Genomic DNA, 16,634 nt, shown 5'->3' on the forward strand with positions numbered 1-16,634 from the left:
CTGTCGTTGAGCGGAGCCCAAGCGCCTGGAGCGCCTGGCCTTGAACCGCGCCAGCAGCCCGCAGTCAGGGCAGGGCGCGAGGCCTCAAGGCTCGGGATGTGGCAAGGGAAAGGAAATCGGAAAGGGCTGAAGGTGGGGCGTGTCCTGTCCGTAAAGGCTCGACGCATCCGGCCGGGCCTGGGAGGCACGCAATGCGCTGAAGGGTTGGCTGTCACGCGGGGTGGGGCGATTGAGACCCTTCGCCAAACTAAAGATTGGCTATACCTGCTGTGGGTTCCTGGCCTTACTGGCGGGTGTTAATTATCTGACTCACGGCTTCCCGATTTCGGGGCCGGGTATCGGTCCGCTAAAGGATGCAGGTCAGCGGAAACATGGACATGTTGAACAACAATAACGAGCGGCTCATCCGCCTGCGGGACATCGACAAGCGCTATCGGCTCGCCGAGCAGGAGCTGCGCATCCTCGGCGGCGTCTCCCTGGAGATCGCCCGGGGCGAGAGCTGCGCCATTCTCGGCAGTTCCGGCTCGGGCAAGAGCACGCTGCTGAACATTCTCGGCCTGCTCGACCTGCCCACCAGCGGCTTCTACCACCTCGCCGGGCACGATGTGTTCACGGCCAGCCCGGATGACCTGGCGGCGCTGCGCAACCGCCTCATCGGCTTCGTCTTCCAGAGTTTCAACCTGCTGCCCCGGCTCAGCGCGCTGGACAATGTCGCGCTGCCGCTCAGCTACCGCGGCGTGGCCCTGCGCGAGTCCCGCGAGCGGGCTCACGCCATGCTCGAACGGGTGGGGCTCGCGGCCCGCGCCGGGCACTTGCCGGCGGACCTTTCCGGCGGCCAGCGGCAGCGCGTGGCCATCGCCCGCGCGTTGGTGGGCGAGCCGGCGCTGATCCTCGCCGACGAGCCCACCGGCAACCTCGACGCCGCCACCGCCGAAGACATCATGCAGCTGCTGCTGGAGCTCAACCGCGCCAGCGGCGTGACCCTGGTGATCGTCACCCACGACCCCGGCATCGCCGCGCGGCTGGAACGGCGCATCCGCGTGCGCGAGGGCAGGGTGGTGGACGAGGCGGTCCCGGCATGACGCTGCTGGACGCCGCTCCGGCCCCCTCGCTGTCGCAGCTGCTGCACGAGGCGCTGGGTAGCCTGCGCAACCTCGGGCGGCGCTCGTTGCTGGCGCTGCTGGGGATCGTCATGGGCAGTTGCTCGGTCATCGCCTTGCTGAACATCGGGCAGAACGCCGCCGACCAGGCCATGAGCGTGTTCCGCGAGATGGGCACCGAGGCGGTGGTGGTGCAGCTGCCTTCGTCCCCCCGGGGCGCCGATGGCCTGCCGTTGGCGCTGGACGGCCCGACGCTGGAGGCGGACGTACCCGGCATCGAGCACGCCAGCCCGTTGGTGCTCTACAGCAGCCAGGTGGTCTTCCACGGGCGCACCCGCAACCTGGCGCTGGTCGGTGCCGACGCGTCGCTGGGCGAGGCCGCGCGGTTGCGGGTGGCGCAGGGACGCTACCTGTCGGTTTTCGATGCCCGCCAGACTTTCGTTGTGGTCGGTGCCGAAGCGGCCCTGGCGCTGGGGGTTGCCGGTGATCCGCTGGAGGTGGGCGACAGCCTGCGCATCGACGACTACCAGTTCCAGGTGATCGGCATCCTCAAGCCCCAGGGCGCGGGCGGCATCATCCCCTTCACCGCCGATGAGTCGCTGTTCCTGCCGTTGGCGGGGATGGCGCGAGTCAACCCGGCGCCGAACATCGGCACGCTGATCGCACGGGTGGTGCCGGGCCGGGACGTACCCAGCACCGGCGAGCGGCTGCTGCAGCGGATCAATCGCGAGATCGCCGGCGAACAGAAGGGCACGCTGCAGGTGGCCCAGCAGATGATCGATGCCATGCAGCAGCAGACCCGCACCTTCACCTACCTGCTGGCTGCCCTGGGCGGCATCTCCCTGGTGGGCGGCGGGGTGGGGGTGATGAACGTGATGCTGATGAACGTCAGCGAGCGACGCCGCGAGATCGGAGTGCGCATGGCGCTCGGCGCGCGGCGGCGGGACATCCGCAACCTGTTCCTGGTAGAGGCGGTGGCGCTGACCGCCGCCGGCGCGGTATCCGGGGCGCTGCTCGGCGTGGCCGCCGCCTGGGGCTACGCGCGTATCTCCGGCTGGGAGTTCGCCATGGCGGCCTCGGCGTTGCCGCTGGGCATGGGCAGCACGCTGCTGGTGGGGCTGTTCTTCGGCCTGTACCCGGCCATCTCGGCGGCGCGCCTGCAACCGGTGGAGGCGTTGCGCGATGCCTAGTCGCCTGCTCGCCGTGCTTCTCCTGGCCCTGGTCCTGCCCGCCCAGGCCAAGCCCTGGGGCGAGGAGCGCCTGGACCCTTCCGCGCCGACCATGGAGCGCCAGGGCAATGGCCCGTTGCTCAGCGAGCAGATGGCCGACCTGACGCTGCTGGACGCCGTGTTCCTCGGCCTGCGCAACAACCGCAGCATCCAGAGCGGCTACCTGCGGCGCATCGCCGAGAAGTTCGACCTGCGCGTCGCCGAGGACGTCTTCAATCCCAAGCTCTACATCACCGGCAGCTACCGGGCCAACCGCAACCACCAGGACCGCTACCGCGATGGCCGCATCGGCCCGACGGCCACTCTGCTGAACGAGTACGGCACGCAACTCGCGCTGGGCTGGAGCACGGGCTACAACGACGCCGACCGGGCCGGGCGCCAGCGCAACGACGGCGTCGACCTGAGCATCATCCAGCCCCTGCTGCGCGGCGCCGGGCGCGAGGTGAACACCGCGCCGGTGCGCCTGGCCCAGCTGTCGGAGCAGGCCAACCGGCTCAACCTGAAGTCCAGCGTGTCGCAGACGGTGACCGCCATCATCAGCGCCTACCGCAACCTGCTGCGCGCCCAGGAGCAGCAGCGCATCGCCCGTGCCGCGCTGGAGCGCACCCAGCAACTGGTCTCGGTCAACCGCTCGATGATCGAGGCCGGGCGCATGGCCGAGTTCGAGATCGTGCAGACCGAGGCCGACCTCGCAACCCAGGAACTGAGCGTGGAGGAGGCCGCCAACCAGCTGGATTCCGCGCGCCTGGAGCTGCTGCGCCTGCTGGCCCTGGACCTGTCCTCGCAGGTGCGCGCCAGCGACGCCCTGGAAGCCGAGCGCATCGAGGTCAACCGTGAGCAGGCGGTGCGGCTGGCCGAGCAGCAGCAACCGGACTACCTGCGCCAGCTGATCAACCGCCAGCAGGCTGACATCAACCTGGTGGTGGCGAAGAACCAGCGGCTCTGGGACCTGTCCCTGGAAGTGGGGGGCAGCCAGACGCGGGACCGCTACGACTACCCGCACACCAGCGGCAGCGACCGTTCCTGGGACAGCTACGCCGGGGTTCGCGTGGACATCCCCATCGGCGACCTGACGCGACGCCAGGGCGAGGTGCAGGCACGGGTCAACGTCGAGGACCAGGAGCTGCAGGTGGCCGACGCGCGGCAAGCGCTGGAGCGCAACGTCACCGACGTGGTGCGTGACGTGGGCACGCGCTGGCGCCAGCTGGAGATCGCCAACCGTGCGCTGGAGCTGTCGCGGCGCAAGCTGGATATCGAGCGCGACAAGCTCAACGCCGGGCGCTCCAGCAACTTCCAGGTGCTCAGCTTCGAGAGTGACCTGCGCAACGCCGAGAACGCCCGCCTCAATGCGCTGATCGCCTACCTCGAGGCGCAGACGCAACTGGACCTGGCCCTGGGCATGACGCTCGACAGATGGGACATCTCGCTCAATGACTACTGACCGTTCCCCGCTGGCCCGTCGCGGCCTGCTGCTCGCCGTCGCCGTGCTGGTCATCGCCGGCATCACCTGGGGCCTGCGCGAGGCGCCCGGGGCGGCGCCGGCGGCCATGCACTGGCAGCGCGTGGACCCGGCGCCGCTGGAGCACAGCATCGGCCTGGTGGGGCGTATCGAACCGGACAGGACCCTGGCGCTGGGTGCGCCTTTCGCCGGCATCGTGGCCGAATCCCTGGTGGAGCCGGGGCAGCGGGTCCAGGCCGGGCAGCTGCTGCTGCGCATGGACGCGGCCGAGACCGAGGTGCAGCAGCGCGATGCGCTGTCGGCCCTGCTCAAGGCGCGGCGCGCGGTGCAGGAGCTCAAGGACTGGGAAAGCGGCGAGGAGATGTCCCGCGCGCGGCGGACCCTGCGCAGCGCCCAACTGGCCCTGGCCAGCACCGAGAAGAAGCTCGGCCAGACCCGCGCGCTGTTCGAGCGCGGCATCATCCCGCGCAACGAGCTGGAGGACCTGGAGCAGCAGGCGCGCCTGCAGCGCATGGACCTGAGCGCCGCGGAGCGCGACCTGGCCCGCTCCCAGGCGCGTGGTAGCGGCGAGTACCTGCAGATCGCCGAGATGGAGCTGGCCAACGCGGAAGTCAAGCACGACGCGCTGCGCGAGCTGCTGGAGGCACGGGAGATCAAGGCGCCCTTCGCCGGCATCGTGGTGCCGGCCCCCGGGTTGAGCCTGGATGACGCCGCACGCGGGCCGGTGCAGGCCGGCTCCCAGGTGACCCAGGGCGCGCCGCTGTTCGGCCTGGCCAGCATCGAGCGGCTGAAGATCGTGGCACGGGTTTCCGAGCTGGACGTCAACCAGCTGCGCGAAGGCATGGCGGTGGACGTGCAGGGCGACGGCTTCGAGGGCGAGGCGCTGCACGGGACCGTCAGCGTGGTGGGCGGCCAGGCGCTGCCGAGCACCCAGGGTGGCGCGCAGTTCGAAGTGATGGTCGCCATCCCCGATCTCAACGAGGAGCAGATGCGCCGTGTACGGCTGGGCATGAGCGCACGCCTGTCGATCCTCGCCTACCGCAACGAGTCCGCCATGGTCGTGCCCCCCGGTGCCCTGCGCAGCGTGGACGGGCGCTGGCTGCTGGACTACCGCCCCAGCCTGGAGCAGCCCGCGCGGGAAGTGCAGGTCCGCACCGGCCGTGCGACGCCGGCGGGTGTCGAGGTATTCGGCCTGGAGCCTGGGTTCGTCGGCATCTCCGGCTGAGCCTCCGCGTTTCGCATCCCCCGCCGGGTATCCCCCGGCCTACGCTGCATCCCCCGCAATCCCCATAGGTTGGCGCCTAGCGCAGCAAGGCCCAACGCCGCGGTGCCCATTGAGACGTTGATGCGTTGGGCTTGGTGCCTCGGCCCAACCTGCGGCGTGCATCGTTTTGCTGCTTCCAACTCGCACGATCGCGCGTATTACCCGGCCTTCTGCCCGCAGATTCGCCGTGGATGGGCGCGGATTCATTTTTCGAACAATCAATTCATGCACCAGAACGATGCGCAGGGAGGAGGGGTGTCCGTTATGGAAACACCCGTCAAGCCCCGAGTTGTCGGGACAGTCAGCTATATGGCGCACGGCCTTTGACGCAGGTGTGTAGGAAGTTCACGTTTTTGCGGCTTCGCTGGCAGGCTCTGGGGCGGGGGTGCCCAACCTTTTGCTAGGTATGAAATGCGGTCCAGCGACCTAATCTCGTTCCCGGCGCTACCCACTGGGAAGTCACCCACCAACGGCACGAGCCCGGGTCCCACAGGTAGATCGCCCACCAGTAACAACCCCTGGCGAGTCGGTAAAGATCGCTACGCATTGGAACGCAGCAGGGAGGTGGCAACGGATGCTCCATTTTTCGCCTGATTCAGGCATCGCCCCTATCACTCGCCGGGAATCTGCCGCCCGGCTCCCTCGCCTCGTATCGAGCCTCGTGCCCGACCCGATGCGTCCTCTCCGCCCCGGTGGCGGAAGCGGTGGAAACCCTCTCGCAGGCCGTCGTGTGTCCATGGCCCTGCATCGAAACGAGCGTGATTGAACGACAGCGTTGAGGAACTCGTCCGGCACCTGCCTCGGCAGGTACCGGCCCGATCAGTGCCATGCGGACGTTGTTGGATGGATGACATGACGCAGCCTGGATAGCTGCACTTCGATTGTTATTTGTCTGCAACGGAAGTTGGCCTGGGAACTTGCCCGGAAACAGTGTGTGTCGTTGTTGATTGTTATCGGAGTTGGAATGATTTCCGCCGGTAATTCTAACAGCGGGTTGATGGGCAAGTTTGAAAAGCGGTCATGGGTTAAACAGGAAGGTCTTCGTGGTGTATTCCCAGTGACCAAAAACAAAACCATGTTTTGCTTATCAACCAAGGAACGAAAACAATGAAAATGTCCAAACTCTCCGTTGCTACCGCTGCTCTGGCCCTGTGCATGGGCGCCTCCTCGGCCATGGCCGTGACCATCACCCCGGCCAACACCGCCTTCTCTGCCAAGGGTGTTTCGGTGGTCAAGCCCGGTCTGCTGATCCCCGCAGTGACCTGCAACGTTGAATTCATCGGCACCACCTCCGTGGGCGGCGCTGACAAAGCCACCATCACTGCCGTGAACATCACCGGCGGCACCCTCTGCAGCGCAGCAAGCGCCGCTGGCCTGCCCTGGACCCTGACCGCATCCAGCCTCACCGCTGGCAACGTCAGCGGCGTCAAGTTCACCGTGGCCGGTATCAACTGCAGCAGCTCCCCGGTCACCGTGAATGGTGTCTGGAGCAACGCTGACAACAAGCTCACCCTGAACCCGAACCAGCCGGTTGGCTCTTGCACCATCCAGAGCCTGTATGTGAATCCGACCCCGGCATTCACGCTGGTTCCGTAAGCGTGAGCGGCCTTCCCATCCCAGGGTGGGAAGGCCGCTTTCATTCTGATTGGAATACTGTCGCGATATGGGTTCAGCACATTCGGCAAGTAAGAAACGTTTCGAGCCATTAGTGAGGAAGTTTGATTTCCTGAACTATTAGTTGTGCAGGATGCGCCCCGTGAGGCAGAAAATTATAATAAGCAAGGAGTTGTCATGAAGACGTATTCGAAGCGCCCCTCTTTATTCAATTTCACGTGCAAACGCAGTTTGCTGAGCCTGGCCATCCTCGGTGCCGTGATCGGTGCCCAGCAAGCCGAAGCCGGTGCCTTTGCCGTACCCACCTATGGCACGCCCGGTTGGGGCCGCGCCTTCGCCGGCGGTTCGGTGTGGAAGAACGACCCCAGCGCCGCTTTCAACAACCCGGCCGCCATGGCCTTCATCGAGCGGCCCATCGGCCAGGTGTCGGCGATCTATGCCGATATCGACATGAAGTTCAAAGGGCAGGCCTATGACTACCAAGGCAATCCGCGCGTCGAATACGACGACGTGAACGATGTCAACGGCCCCAACGCTCGGGCATTGGGCGATGGGGGCAACGGTGGCTTCAGCAAGTGGCTGCCTACGCAGTTCCTGGTGATCCCGGTCGGTGATCGTTTCGCTTTCGGCCTCGCGCAGGTCGTACCCATGGGCATGCGCAGCACCTGGGACAAGAACTTCGTCGGCAAGGACTTCGCCCTTGATACCAAGATCGAGACCGCAGCCTTGGCAGGTTCGTTGTCGTTCAAGATCGATGATCAGTGGGCCGTGGGCGGGGGCGTGGTGATCCAGCGCACCCAAGGCTTCGTCGGGCAGAACGTCGACCTGCTGGCCGCTGCCGGCGCTGCGCCCAACTCGCCATTGAACGGTGTGCCGGCAGGTGCGTCGAAGGCGACGATGCGGGTCAAGGTCGATAACATTTCGCCCGGCTGGTTCGCCAGCGTGGCCTGGAAGCCGACCGCGCGGGACACCCTGGGCCTTGCCTATCACGCCAAGATCAAGAATGAGCTGGATGGTGACTACAACTGGCATTTCAACGATGCCACCGGCATGGCTCCCTTCGACTCCATCGGCCTGATGAACCCGGACGCTCTTGCCCTCGTCTATCCGGGCCTGGTGTTGAATCCCAATGGCGACCATGCCGAATCGCGCATGGACATCCCGGCCATGGCCACCCTGGACTGGGTGCATGACTTCAACGACAGCTTCAGCCTGGGCGCCAGCGTGACCTGGACCGAGTGGTCGTCCTTCGAGTCCCTGAAGCTGACCTCCCACGGCAACCTGATCGTCGACATCCCCTACAACTACAAGGACACCTGGATGTACTCGGTGGGCGGTGACTATCGCTTCAACGACCAGTTGACCCTGCGTGCAGGGGTGGCGCTCGACCAGACGCCGACCCGCAACTCCACCCGCGATGCGCGCATCCCCGATGGCGACCGCACCTTCGTCTCCCTCGGCGGCAGCTACCGCTTCGCCTCCGACCCGAACCTGAGCGTGGATGTGGCCTATTCCCGCCAGTTCGTCGACGAAGGTCGCCTGCGCACCCAGAACCAGGACCGACTGGGTGGTGGCCGTATCGACGGCAAGGTGGAATCCAAGGGGCAGATCTTCAGCGTCTCGGCCACCTACATGTTCTAACCGGCCGTTGAAAAACGACGCCCCAGCGGCAACGCAGTCGGTTTTTCAATAGCCTGCAAGGCTGGAAATTCCCCACCTGTGTCCTCGATCGTCACCCGGTTCCCGGGGCATCGGGCCGATCAGAGCAGGTGGGGAAGTTGGGGCGGGTCCGGGCTCGTGTCCTCACCACGGGTGGGCCTGCCCCCTTTTTACGTCGGCCGCCGGAAGGAATCAGCGGCCATTCTCTTTCCGCCGGGCAGGGCTGTCGCCCGTGCCGGAACCCTCGCGCCGCAAAGTCTGAACCCTTGGCCCATCCGGCCCTCTGGATAAAGAGGCGACCGAACAGGGGACGGGGAATGAGACGAATGGGCCGGCGACCATGAGCTTCCTGCTGTGGATGGCAGTGCTCGGCGTGCTGCTGCTGATCCTGGCGCTGGCCTCGGCCTACCTGCGCTGGCTGCCGGTCACCTCCTCCTTGCTCTATCTCGCCTGCGGGCTGGCCATCGGGCCCCTGGGGCTGAACCTGTGGCGGGACGACTTCATCGACATCGCCCCATGGCTCGAGCACCTCACCGAAGTCGCCGTGCTGATCTCCCTGTTCATCGGCGGCCTCAAGCTGCGCCTGCCCTTGCGCCATCCGAGCTGGATCAAGGCCTGGGTCCTGGCCGGGCCGGTGCTGATGCTGACCATCGCCCTGGCCACCTGGATCGGCCACCAGTGGCTGGGGTTCGGCCTGGGGGCGGCGCTGCTGTACGCCGCGATCCTGTCGCCCACCGACCCGGTGCTGGCCAACCTGGTGCAGGTCAACCACGCCCGTGACGATGACGCCCTGCGCTTCAGCCTGTCCGGCGAGGCGGGGCTGAACGACGGCATGGCGTTTTCCTTCGTGGTCGGCGCATTGGTGCTGCTGGGCCTGCGGCAGGACGGGCCCTGGGAATGGGCGTTGCTGTCCTTCGCCTGGGCCGTGCCCGTGGCGCTGGCGCTGGGCTTCTTCCTCGGCAACCGGGTGGGTCGCCTGGCCATCAGCGCGCGGGTGCGCAGTGTCGATACGGCGATCTCCGCCAACGTCTTCCTGGGCATGGCCCTGGTGTCCCTGTCCTATGTCGGGGCGGAGCTGCTGGAGGCCTGGGGCTTTCTCGCCGCCTTCGCCGCCGGGGTCGGCCTGCGCCATGCCGAGATCCGCTCCAGCGGTGGCTCCGAGGTGCCGGCGGAGGAGGGCACGGTGCTCAAGGCCGGGCTGTCCGACGACGGCCTGCCGGTGAGCATCGAATACGGCGAGGATCGCCGCGAGCACCGCAAGATCGCCGTCGGCACCCTGATCGTCGACATCCTCTCCTTTGGCGGATTGCTCGAACGGGCGCTGGAGGTGGTGCTGGCGATGATTCTGGGCGCCACCCTCAGCGCCTGCTGGGACTGGCGCGGCGTGTGGCTGGCCCTGGCGCTGTTCTGCCTGGTGCGACCGCTGGCCTGCTGGCTCCTGTTGCCGCGCACGGGCCTGGATCGCTGGCAGCGCCTGCTGGTGGGCTGGTTCGGCGTGCGCGGCATCGGCAGTCTCTACTACCTGTGCTTCGCCCTCGATCACGGCGTGGAAGGCGCGGCGGCGCGCGAGGCCATGGGCATCAGCCTCACCGTGGTGGCCTGCAGCCTGCTGCTCCACGGGCTCAGCACCCAGCCGCTGCTGGACCTCTACGAGGCCCGGCAGCGCAGGGCGGGGGCAAGGCTCAATCGGCGATGAGGTTGCGGCGGTCGTCCTTGGCGCCGGCGCCCACCAGCACCTGCGCCTCGTCCTCGCTGATCAGTGCGTTGCCGGCCGGGCAATGGATCACCGAGGCGCGCAGGTCGGCGTCGGTGGTGATGACGATGTCGCGGATCGGCATTTCACTGTGGTTGCCGTCCAGTTCGATGGCGCAGGTGCCGCCATCCAGGTCGATGGTCACGGGCATGTCGGTGTCCTCGTGTGGCTGGGCTCGCTCGGTAGAAGCGCGGCCGCCCGCAAAGGTTCAGGCGGGGCGACCGCAGGCTCAGGAATAGAAGGCCGAGTGGTGGGGAAAGTCGCCCACCCGCTCGCCGATGACCATTTCCGCCACCCAGCTCGTCAGCAGGCTGGTGTAGGCCTTTTGGCTGCGGTCGCTGCTGAGCGCGTGGTCGGCGCCATCGAGGATGCGGTGGGTCAGCGAGTGCGCCCTTTCGAAGGCCGAGCGGTAGCTCATGATGGTCGGGTGCGGCACGTAGTCGTCGTGCTCGGACTCGACGATCAGCACATCCCCTTCGAATGCCGCGCAGGCGGCCAGGGCCCGGTTCTCCGAGGGGCGCACGGCGGTGAGCCGGTAGCTCGCCAGGCGCTGGCGGTCGAGGGCGTCCTTGGGACGCTGCCACTCTTCGTCCCAGTACAGGGCCGGCACCCGCAGGGCCAGCCAGCGCACCGCGCGCAGGGTGCTGAGGAGGGTGGCCAGGTAGCCGCCGTAGCTGCTGCCGATCACCGCGATGGCCGAGGTGTCGGTGGCCGGGTGGCTGGCCAGCAGGTCGTAGGCGGCGACGAGGTCGGCGAGGTTGTCCTCGCGGGTCACCGTCTTCTTCTGCACCTCGGTCTTCTCGTGGCCGCGCAGGTCGAAGGTCAGGCAGACGCAACCCAGGCCGGCGATGCCCTTGGCGCGTGCCAGGTCGCGTTGCTGGCTGCCGCCCCAGCCGTGGACGAAGAGGATGCCCGGCACCTTTGCCGCCGGGGTCAGGAAGGTCCCGGCGATCTGCTCGTTGCCCACCTGGATATCCACGCTCTCACTACGCGTCGCCATAAGGTTCCACCCGTGCGAATTTGACGATGGGCCCGACCTCGGCGTCGTGCCCCCGATAGAGCAGTGCCGCGCCGCCGGGCACTTCGAAGTCGCCGTAGCGCTCGACCGTCGCGGTGCGGATGCGGGTCAGCGCCGGGTCGGCGGCGAAGGCCTCGATGGCCAGCACCTCCGCCGCGCTGGCACCGCCGATGCGCCAGGATTGCTCCAGCACGCCCGAGCGCAACTGGCCGCGTGCATTGATGCCCTGGGCGATGTCGTAGTTGCGTCGCGAGGCGATGAAGCCCGGGAAGCAGGCCTGGGCCGCCTGCTCGTAGGCCCGCGCCTGCTCGATGGCCAGGCGCACCGGCTCGTTGCCGGCGAGGCTCAGCAGGTCCTGCCAGCCGCCGCGTGCCACCACCAGCTCGGAGCCGCCGTAGACGCAGGTGCCGGCGTTGTCCTCGGTCTGCGACTGGGTGCCGAAGTAGCTGGCGGTGATCCCGGCCAGTTGCACCTGGCCGACGCTGTAGGTGACGACGTCCTCGAGCTGCTCCTCCAGCACCAGGCCCCAGGTGGCGATCTCGTCGAGGTCCTGGGTGGCGATGGCCTCGCGCAACTGCTCGTCGTCGGTCACCCGGCACTGGCCGCGCCCGGCTGTGGCGCGCACCGGCTTGACCCGCAGCGGCCCGCTCAGCAGCAGGCGGATACCGGCCTGCATGGCGTCGTCGATGTTGAAGGCGCTGTAGCCGCCGAGCACGGCGCGCCCGGCGAGGTGGGAGAAGCCTTCCGCCCAGCCCGGCGGCGCATGGGCGGCCGGGCCGGGCAGGGGATGGGTGATGGCCTTGGTGGCCATGAAGGGCTCGGCGACCAGGCCGCCGAAGAAGTCGGCGTCAGAGCGGATGCCCAGCTCGCGCGCCGTGCTGCGGCCGATCAGGGTGTCGTTGGGGATGAAGTAGTGCGCCCGGGCGTCGCCCTCCCGGTGCAGGCCGAGGAAGGGCGTGCCGAGCAGGGCGGCGATGCGCTCGCCGAGCCATTGGTGGGTACGGCGCTCGTGCTCGGGAGCGTTATGGCGCACATCAAGCAGGGCGACGCCCTGGCGGTCCGATGGGGCATCTGGCATGGATGGCTCCTCATGAGGGGCGAGAGGGGCAGGTCAGGGCGTCTGCCAGGTACCGCCACCGTTCTCGCAATCGATCTTCACCTGCGCGGGGTCACGGGCCTGGTAGTGGTAGGTGACCACCTTGGCGTCGGCGGGGATGTTCACCGGGTCGCTGCCTTCCTCGCCGCTGGAGCCGGGGTTGGCCAGGGCCTCCTGGGTCAGGGCTCCGGTGCAGCGGCCGAACCAGCCGCTCTTGCAACTGGCCACCTTGTGTTTTTCGCTCTGCAGCATGTCCTTGCTCTCGTTGCTGCAGGACCAGTCCACCGAGCCGGCCGGCATGCCCGGGTACTCGTAGCAGGTCTGGGCTTCGACGCCCGGGACCTGGGTGCTGGCCGGTCGGGTCTGCACCTGGCAGGCATCGGCCAGCGCCAGGGACGAGGCCAGGCAGCCGGCCAGCAGCAAGGGGATCCTGAGGGTCATCGCGTCGCTCCTCGCGCACCGTCGGCGCGCCATCTGTACGGCTACTGCTGGAAGGGGGTCTTCACCAGGCTCGCCGGGCTGACCAGTTGCCTGCCCGGAGGCACACGCTCGACCACCGGCAGGGGGTGCAGCTGATGCACGCTGGCGCGTGGGCGGGCAGGGGCGATGCCACGGTAGAGGGCGGCGGCGCCGACCAGGATGTCGGCGAGCCCGAGCAGACCACGGGTGGCGACACCCTTGCGGATGAGCAGGAGGCCGCCACCGATGGCGACCAGGCGTTGCAGGCTGGAGGGTTCGGCCATGGGATTCTCCTCGTGGCGAGTGGTGTCAGGATGCCTGTTTCAGCGCTTTCACCAGCTCGTCCTTGCGCATGCTGGAACGGCCGGGAATCTTCTTCGCCCGGGCGCGGATCATCAGGTCCGCCTTGCTGGCATCCTCCAGGCGGGTGCCGGGGCGCGGCGCCCCGTGCTTGGTCGCCACCGCCTGGCGTGCCGAGGATTTGCGCGCCGCCGCCTTGCTCGCCGAGGAGGTGCTGCGGCCCGAGCCGCCGGCCTTCTCGCCGCCGCCCGACTGCTTGTTCACCGTGGCCCAGGCCCGCGCTTCGGCTTCGCCATGGGAGATACCCTTCTGCTCGTAGCTCGCCTCGATATGGGCGGCCTTGCGCTTCTGTTCTTCGGTGTATTTGTCTTTGCTTCCGCGTGGCATGGGAAACCTCCTTGCATCGCGTTCGTCTCGCCCCGCCGGCGGTGCGCCGCTGCGGAGCCCTCAGGATTTCTGAATGGCGGTACGGGGCAGAGTTCAGGTTTTTTGCCCCCCGGGCATGACCGGCGGTCGCGGTGCGGCGTGCGTAATGCACGATTAGGTTGAACTCCCGGCGCCTTCCGGCGGACTCACTCCCTATGAGGAAATCGCGGCCCCGGCGTGCGCCTGCACGCCCCTTGCGCGGGTCGCTCCGGGTTCCGGCGCAGGCCGCTTTCCCGTATCCGATCAGCAGACTGGGCAGAAGGACGAGGTGACATGAAAAGAGATTGGGAGCTGATCCGCGCATTGCTGCTGGAGATCGAGGCGCTCGGCCATGGCCAGCACTTCCACCCGCAGCCGCTCGCCGGCCACGGGCTGGAGATGGTCAGCCACAACCTGCACCTGATGTGCCAGGCGGGGCTGGCCGAGTGCACGCCGCATCACCCCTGGAACGGTGATCCGGTGATGATCGCCAAGGGGCTCACCCTCGCCGGGCACGACCTGCTCGACCTCATCCGCGATGAAGCCGCCTGGCGCGCCAAGCGGCAGTTCATCGAGCAGCGCATGGGCGGCGTGAGCCTGGAGACCCTGCGCTCCACCGCCATCCCACCCGCCGTGGGAGACGCGGCGCGCCAGCTGCGCCTGGCGCAGAACGACGCCCAGTTCAGCTGAAGGGCGCGGGGCGCCGGGCACACCGCTCGTGCCACGCCCGCCATCCAAACCACCGGGCAAGGAGCAGCACATGTCCACCGAGCAAACCAGCGCAACGTCCGGCCCGACCCCGGTCGAGGCGTTCAAGCAGAACATCCTCGCCAAGCTCAAGTACGCCGTGGGCAAGGACCCGCGCAATGCCTACAGCCATGACTGGTTCGAGGCCGTCGCCCTGGCCGCGCGCGACCACCTGGTGGACAACTGGGAAGAGACCGAGGCACAGGTCGACCGCAAGCAGCACAAGCGCGTGTACTACCTGTCCCTGGAGTTCCTCATCGGCCGCCTGCTGGTGGATTGCCTGAGCAACCTCGGCCTGCTGGAGACCGCCCGTGCGGCGCTTGCCGAACTGGACGTGGACCTGGAGACCATCCGCCAGGTCGAGCCCGATGCAGCCCTCGGCAACGGCGGCCTCGGTCGCCTGGCCGCGTGCTTCATGGAAAGCATGGCGACCCTCGGCCTCGCCGCCCACGGCTACGGCATCCGTTACGAGCACGGCCTGTTCAAGCAGGTGGTCAGCGATGGCTGGCAGCAGGAGCACACCGAGACCTGGCTGGACTTCGGCAACCCCTGGGAGTTCGAGCGCCCCGAGGTCAGCTACAACATCGGCTTCGGCGGCAGCGTGCGCACCGAGGATGACGGCGGCGAGATGCCGCGGCTCACCTGGGAGCCCAACGAAACGCTGCGCGCCATCGCCTACGACACCCCCGTAGTGGGGTGGCGCGGTTCCAGCGTCAACACGCTGCGGCTGTGGCGTGCCCGCGCCATGGAAGACCTGCAGCTGGAGCGCTTCAACGCCGGTGACCACTTCGGCGCCGTGGCCGACGTGGTGCGCGCCGAGAGCATCTCGCGCGTGCTGTACCCGGCCGACAGCACCGAGGCCGGCCAGGAACTGCGCCTGCGCCAGGAGTACTTCTTCGTTTCCGCCTCGCTGCAGGACCTGCTGCACCGCCACATGGCCGCCCATGGCGACATCCGCTCGCTGCCGGACAAGGCCGCCATCCAGCTCAACGACACCCACCCGGCCATCGCCGTGGCCGAGCTGATGCGCCAGCTGGTCGACGTCTACCGCATCGACTGGAACGAAGCCTGGGGCATGACCGTGGCGACGCTGTCCTACACCAACCACACGCTGCTGCCGGAGGCCCTGGAGTCCTGGCCGGTATCGCTGATGGAGCGCCTGCTGCCGCGGCACATGCAGATCATCTACCTGATCAACGCCTACCACATCGACTCGCTCAGGGCGCAGGACATCCACGACTTCGACCTGCTGCGCTCGGTGTCGCTGATCGAAGAGGACCACGGCCGCCGCGTGCGCATGGGCAACCTGGCCTTCCTCGGTTCGCACAGCATCAACGGCGTCTCGGCGCTGCACACCGACCTGATGCGCGAAACGGTGTTCCGCGACCTGCACCGGCTCTACCCGCAGCGCATCAGCAACAAGACCAACGGCGTGACCTTCCGCCGCTGGCTCTACCAGGTGAACCCGCTGCTCACCGGCTCCCTGGTCGACGCCCTCGGCGAGAACCTGCTGGATGCCCCGGAGGAGCGCCTTCGCGATCTCGAACCGCACGCCGACAAGGCCGGCTTCCGCAAACAGTTCGCCGCCCACCGCCAGCACAGCAAGCGCGCCCTGGCGAGCCTGGTGCAGGAGCGCCTGGGCATCCACCTCGACACCGAGGCGATCTTCGACGTGCAGGTCAAGCGCATCCACGAATACAAGCGCCAGTTGCTCAATCTGCTGCACACCGTGGCGCTGTACCAGGCCATACGCAACGAGCCGACCACCGACTGGGTGCCCCGGGTGAAGATCTTCGCCGGCAAGGCCGCGGCCAGCTACCACCAGGCCAAGCTGATCATCAAGCTGGCCAACGACATCGCCCGCACCATCAACGCCGACCCGACCGTGCGCGGGCTGCTCAAGGTGGTGTTCATCCCCAACTACAACGTCAGCCTGGCGGAGGTGATCATCCCGGCGGCGGACCTCTCCGAGCAGATCTCCACCGCCGGCCTGGAAGCCTCCGGCACCAGCAACATGAAGTTCGCCCTCAACGGCGCGCTGACCATCGGCACCCTGGATGGCGCCAACGTCGAGATGAGCCAGCTGATCGGTGCCGAGCACATGTTCATCTTCGGCATGACCGCTGCGCAGGTGGAGCAGCGCAAGCGCGCCGGCGAGCTGGACATGAGCGCGGTGGTGGCCGGGTCCGAACGCCTGGCCGGCGCCCTGGAGGCGGTGCGGCGCGGCGTCTTCTCGCCGGACGACCCGCAGCGCTACGAAGCACTGGTGGAGCAGCTGGTGCGGGACGACCGCTTCATGGTCTGCGCCGACTTCGACGCCTACTGGCACGCCCAGCGCCGCGTCGACGCCGCCTGGCAGAAGCCCGCGCAATGGTGGAAGTCCGCGGTGCTCAACACCGCCCGCGCCGGCTGGTTCTCCTCCGACCGCACCATCGGCGAATACGCCGTCGACATCTGGAAGGTGCCCACCAACCGGGATTGACCCGGAACAAGGGGAGGGCGGTTCCGTAGGAGCGAATTCATTGGCTCTG

Annotated in this window: 16 protein-coding genes; 10 read left to right on the forward strand and 6 right to left on the reverse strand. The window is 67.6% G+C overall.

The features are described 5' to 3' along the window. Nucleotides 1-377: 377 nt before the first annotated feature. The 8 genes from HSX14_RS13590 to HSX14_RS13625 all read left to right on the forward strand — a co-directional run bounded on the left by HSX14_RS13590 (nt 378) and on the right by HSX14_RS13625 (nt 10,021). Nucleotides 378-1,082, forward strand: a complete 705-nt coding sequence (locus HSX14_RS13590; RefSeq protein ID WP_111260006.1) for an ABC transporter ATP-binding protein — start codon at nt 378-380, stop codon at nt 1,080-1,082. Further along, nucleotides 1,079-2,290, forward strand: coding sequence for an ABC transporter permease (locus HSX14_RS13595; protein WP_173174161.1), 1,212 nt, complete (start codon nt 1,079-1,081; stop codon nt 2,288-2,290). The genes HSX14_RS13590 and HSX14_RS13595 overlap by 4 nt, the downstream gene beginning before the upstream one ends. Next, on the forward strand, nt 2,283-3,770 hold the full coding sequence (locus HSX14_RS13600; protein WP_173174159.1) for a TolC family protein: 1,488 nt from the start codon (nt 2,283-2,285) through the stop codon (nt 3,768-3,770). Before HSX14_RS13595 ends, HSX14_RS13600 begins: the two co-directional genes overlap by 8 nt. Then, nucleotides 3,760-5,013: an efflux RND transporter periplasmic adaptor subunit gene (locus HSX14_RS13605; protein ID WP_173174157.1), complete on the forward strand. Its 1,254-nt coding sequence runs from the start codon at nt 3,760-3,762 to the stop codon at nt 5,011-5,013. Before HSX14_RS13600 ends, HSX14_RS13605 begins: the two co-directional genes overlap by 11 nt. A 973-nt stretch (nt 5,014-5,986) precedes the next feature. Beyond that, nucleotides 5,987-6,163, forward strand: a complete 177-nt coding sequence (locus HSX14_RS13610) for a hypothetical protein (RefSeq protein WP_158545570.1) — start codon at nt 5,987-5,989, stop codon at nt 6,161-6,163. Then, a complete protein-coding gene (praA, locus tag HSX14_RS13615) occupies nt 6,160-6,648 on the forward strand; it encodes an alkane oxidation protein activator PraA (protein ID WP_111259954.1) in 489 nt (162 codons plus the stop codon). The genes HSX14_RS13610 and praA overlap by 4 nt, the downstream gene beginning before the upstream one ends. 195 nt (nt 6,649-6,843) lie before the next feature. Next, a complete protein-coding gene (locus HSX14_RS13620) occupies nt 6,844-8,307 on the forward strand; it encodes an outer membrane protein transport protein (protein WP_173174155.1) in 1,464 nt (487 codons plus the stop codon). A 358-nt stretch (nt 8,308-8,665) separates the two neighbouring features. Beyond that, nucleotides 8,666-10,021, forward strand: a complete 1,356-nt coding sequence (locus HSX14_RS13625; protein ID WP_173174153.1) for a cation:proton antiporter — start codon at nt 8,666-8,668, stop codon at nt 10,019-10,021. On the opposite strand, the gene HSX14_RS13630 is transcribed toward HSX14_RS13625, so the two are convergent. From HSX14_RS13630 to HSX14_RS13655, 6 genes are all read right to left on the reverse strand, one after another. After that, complete coding sequence (locus HSX14_RS13630) at nt 10,008-10,229, reverse strand: DUF3203 family protein (RefSeq protein WP_173174151.1); 222 nt, start codon at nt 10,227-10,229, stop codon at nt 10,008-10,010. The genes HSX14_RS13625 and HSX14_RS13630 overlap by 14 nt on opposite strands. A gap of 78 nt (nt 10,230-10,307) precedes the next feature. Beyond that, nucleotides 10,308-11,078 (reverse strand): alpha/beta hydrolase family protein, encoded by a 771-nt coding sequence (locus tag HSX14_RS13635; RefSeq protein WP_173174149.1) that lies wholly within the window; start codon nt 11,076-11,078, stop codon nt 10,308-10,310. Next, nucleotides 11,065-12,174: a DUF3182 family protein gene (locus HSX14_RS13640; RefSeq protein ID WP_173174147.1), complete on the reverse strand. Its 1,110-nt coding sequence runs from the start codon at nt 12,172-12,174 to the stop codon at nt 11,065-11,067. The genes HSX14_RS13635 and HSX14_RS13640 overlap by 14 nt, the downstream gene beginning before the upstream one ends. A gap of 33 nt (nt 12,175-12,207) precedes the next feature. Beyond that, entirely contained in the window at nt 12,208-12,633 is a 426-nt protein-coding gene (locus HSX14_RS13645; RefSeq protein ID WP_173174145.1) for a hypothetical protein, read from the reverse strand. Between the two features lie 41 nt (nt 12,634-12,674). Further along, nucleotides 12,675-12,935: a hypothetical protein gene (locus HSX14_RS13650; protein ID WP_173174143.1), complete on the reverse strand. Its 261-nt coding sequence runs from the start codon at nt 12,933-12,935 to the stop codon at nt 12,675-12,677. 25 nt (nt 12,936-12,960) lie between these two features. Next, nucleotides 12,961-13,338 (reverse strand): termination factor Rho, encoded by a 378-nt coding sequence (locus HSX14_RS13655; RefSeq protein ID WP_173174141.1) that lies wholly within the window; start codon nt 13,336-13,338, stop codon nt 12,961-12,963. Nucleotides 13,339-13,650: 312 nt separating this feature from the next. Here HSX14_RS13655 and HSX14_RS13660 point away from each other — a divergent pair, with 312 nt between their 5' ends. Next, complete coding sequence (locus HSX14_RS13660) at nt 13,651-14,046, forward strand: DUF2513 domain-containing protein (RefSeq protein WP_173174139.1); 396 nt, start codon at nt 13,651-13,653, stop codon at nt 14,044-14,046. A 70-nt stretch (nt 14,047-14,116) separates the two neighbouring features. After that, on the forward strand, nt 14,117-16,585 hold the full coding sequence (locus tag HSX14_RS13665; RefSeq protein WP_173174137.1) for a glycogen/starch/alpha-glucan phosphorylase: 2,469 nt from the start codon (nt 14,117-14,119) through the stop codon (nt 16,583-16,585). Nucleotides 16,586-16,634: the final 49 nt, after the last annotated feature.

It is taken from the genome of Pseudomonas tohonis (assembly GCF_012767755.2).
In the GTDB taxonomy this organism is placed as follows: Bacteria; Pseudomonadota; Gammaproteobacteria; order Pseudomonadales; family Pseudomonadaceae; genus Metapseudomonas; species Metapseudomonas tohonis.

Excerpts from the sequence above, each read along its gene's own strand:
- HSX14_RS13635 (WP_173174149.1), bottom strand. The coding sequence starts at position 11,078 with ATGGCGACGCGTAGTGAGAGCGTGGATATCCAGGTGGGCAACGAGCAG.
- HSX14_RS13605 (WP_173174157.1), top strand. The coding sequence starts at position 3,760 with ATGACTACTGACCGTTCCCCGCTGGCCCGTCGCGGCCTGCTGCTCGCC.
- praA (WP_111259954.1), top strand. The coding sequence starts at position 6,160 with ATGAAAATGTCCAAACTCTCCGTTGCTACCGCTGCTCTGGCCCTGTGC.
- HSX14_RS13595 (WP_173174161.1), top strand. The coding sequence starts at position 1,079 with ATGACGCTGCTGGACGCCGCTCCGGCCCCCTCGCTGTCGCAGCTGCTG.
- HSX14_RS13665 (WP_173174137.1), top strand. The coding sequence starts at position 14,117 with ATGTCCACCGAGCAAACCAGCGCAACGTCCGGCCCGACCCCGGTCGAG.
- HSX14_RS13625 (WP_173174153.1), top strand. The coding sequence starts at position 8,666 with ATGAGCTTCCTGCTGTGGATGGCAGTGCTCGGCGTGCTGCTGCTGATC.
- HSX14_RS13650 (WP_173174143.1), bottom strand. The coding sequence starts at position 12,935 with ATGGCCGAACCCTCCAGCCTGCAACGCCTGGTCGCCATCGGTGGCGGC.
- HSX14_RS13645 (WP_173174145.1), bottom strand. The coding sequence starts at position 12,633 with ATGACCCTCAGGATCCCCTTGCTGCTGGCCGGCTGCCTGGCCTCGTCC.
- HSX14_RS13660 (WP_173174139.1), top strand. The coding sequence starts at position 13,651 with ATGAAAAGAGATTGGGAGCTGATCCGCGCATTGCTGCTGGAGATCGAG.
- HSX14_RS13640 (WP_173174147.1), bottom strand. The coding sequence starts at position 12,174 with ATGCCAGATGCCCCATCGGACCGCCAGGGCGTCGCCCTGCTTGATGTG.
- HSX14_RS13600 (WP_173174159.1), top strand. The coding sequence starts at position 2,283 with ATGCCTAGTCGCCTGCTCGCCGTGCTTCTCCTGGCCCTGGTCCTGCCC.
- HSX14_RS13655 (WP_173174141.1), bottom strand. The coding sequence starts at position 13,338 with ATGCCACGCGGAAGCAAAGACAAATACACCGAAGAACAGAAGCGCAAG.
- HSX14_RS13620 (WP_173174155.1), top strand. The coding sequence starts at position 6,844 with ATGAAGACGTATTCGAAGCGCCCCTCTTTATTCAATTTCACGTGCAAA.
- HSX14_RS13590 (WP_111260006.1), top strand. The coding sequence starts at position 378 with ATGTTGAACAACAATAACGAGCGGCTCATCCGCCTGCGGGACATCGAC.
- HSX14_RS13630 (WP_173174151.1), bottom strand. The coding sequence starts at position 10,229 with ATGCCCGTGACCATCGACCTGGATGGCGGCACCTGCGCCATCGAACTG.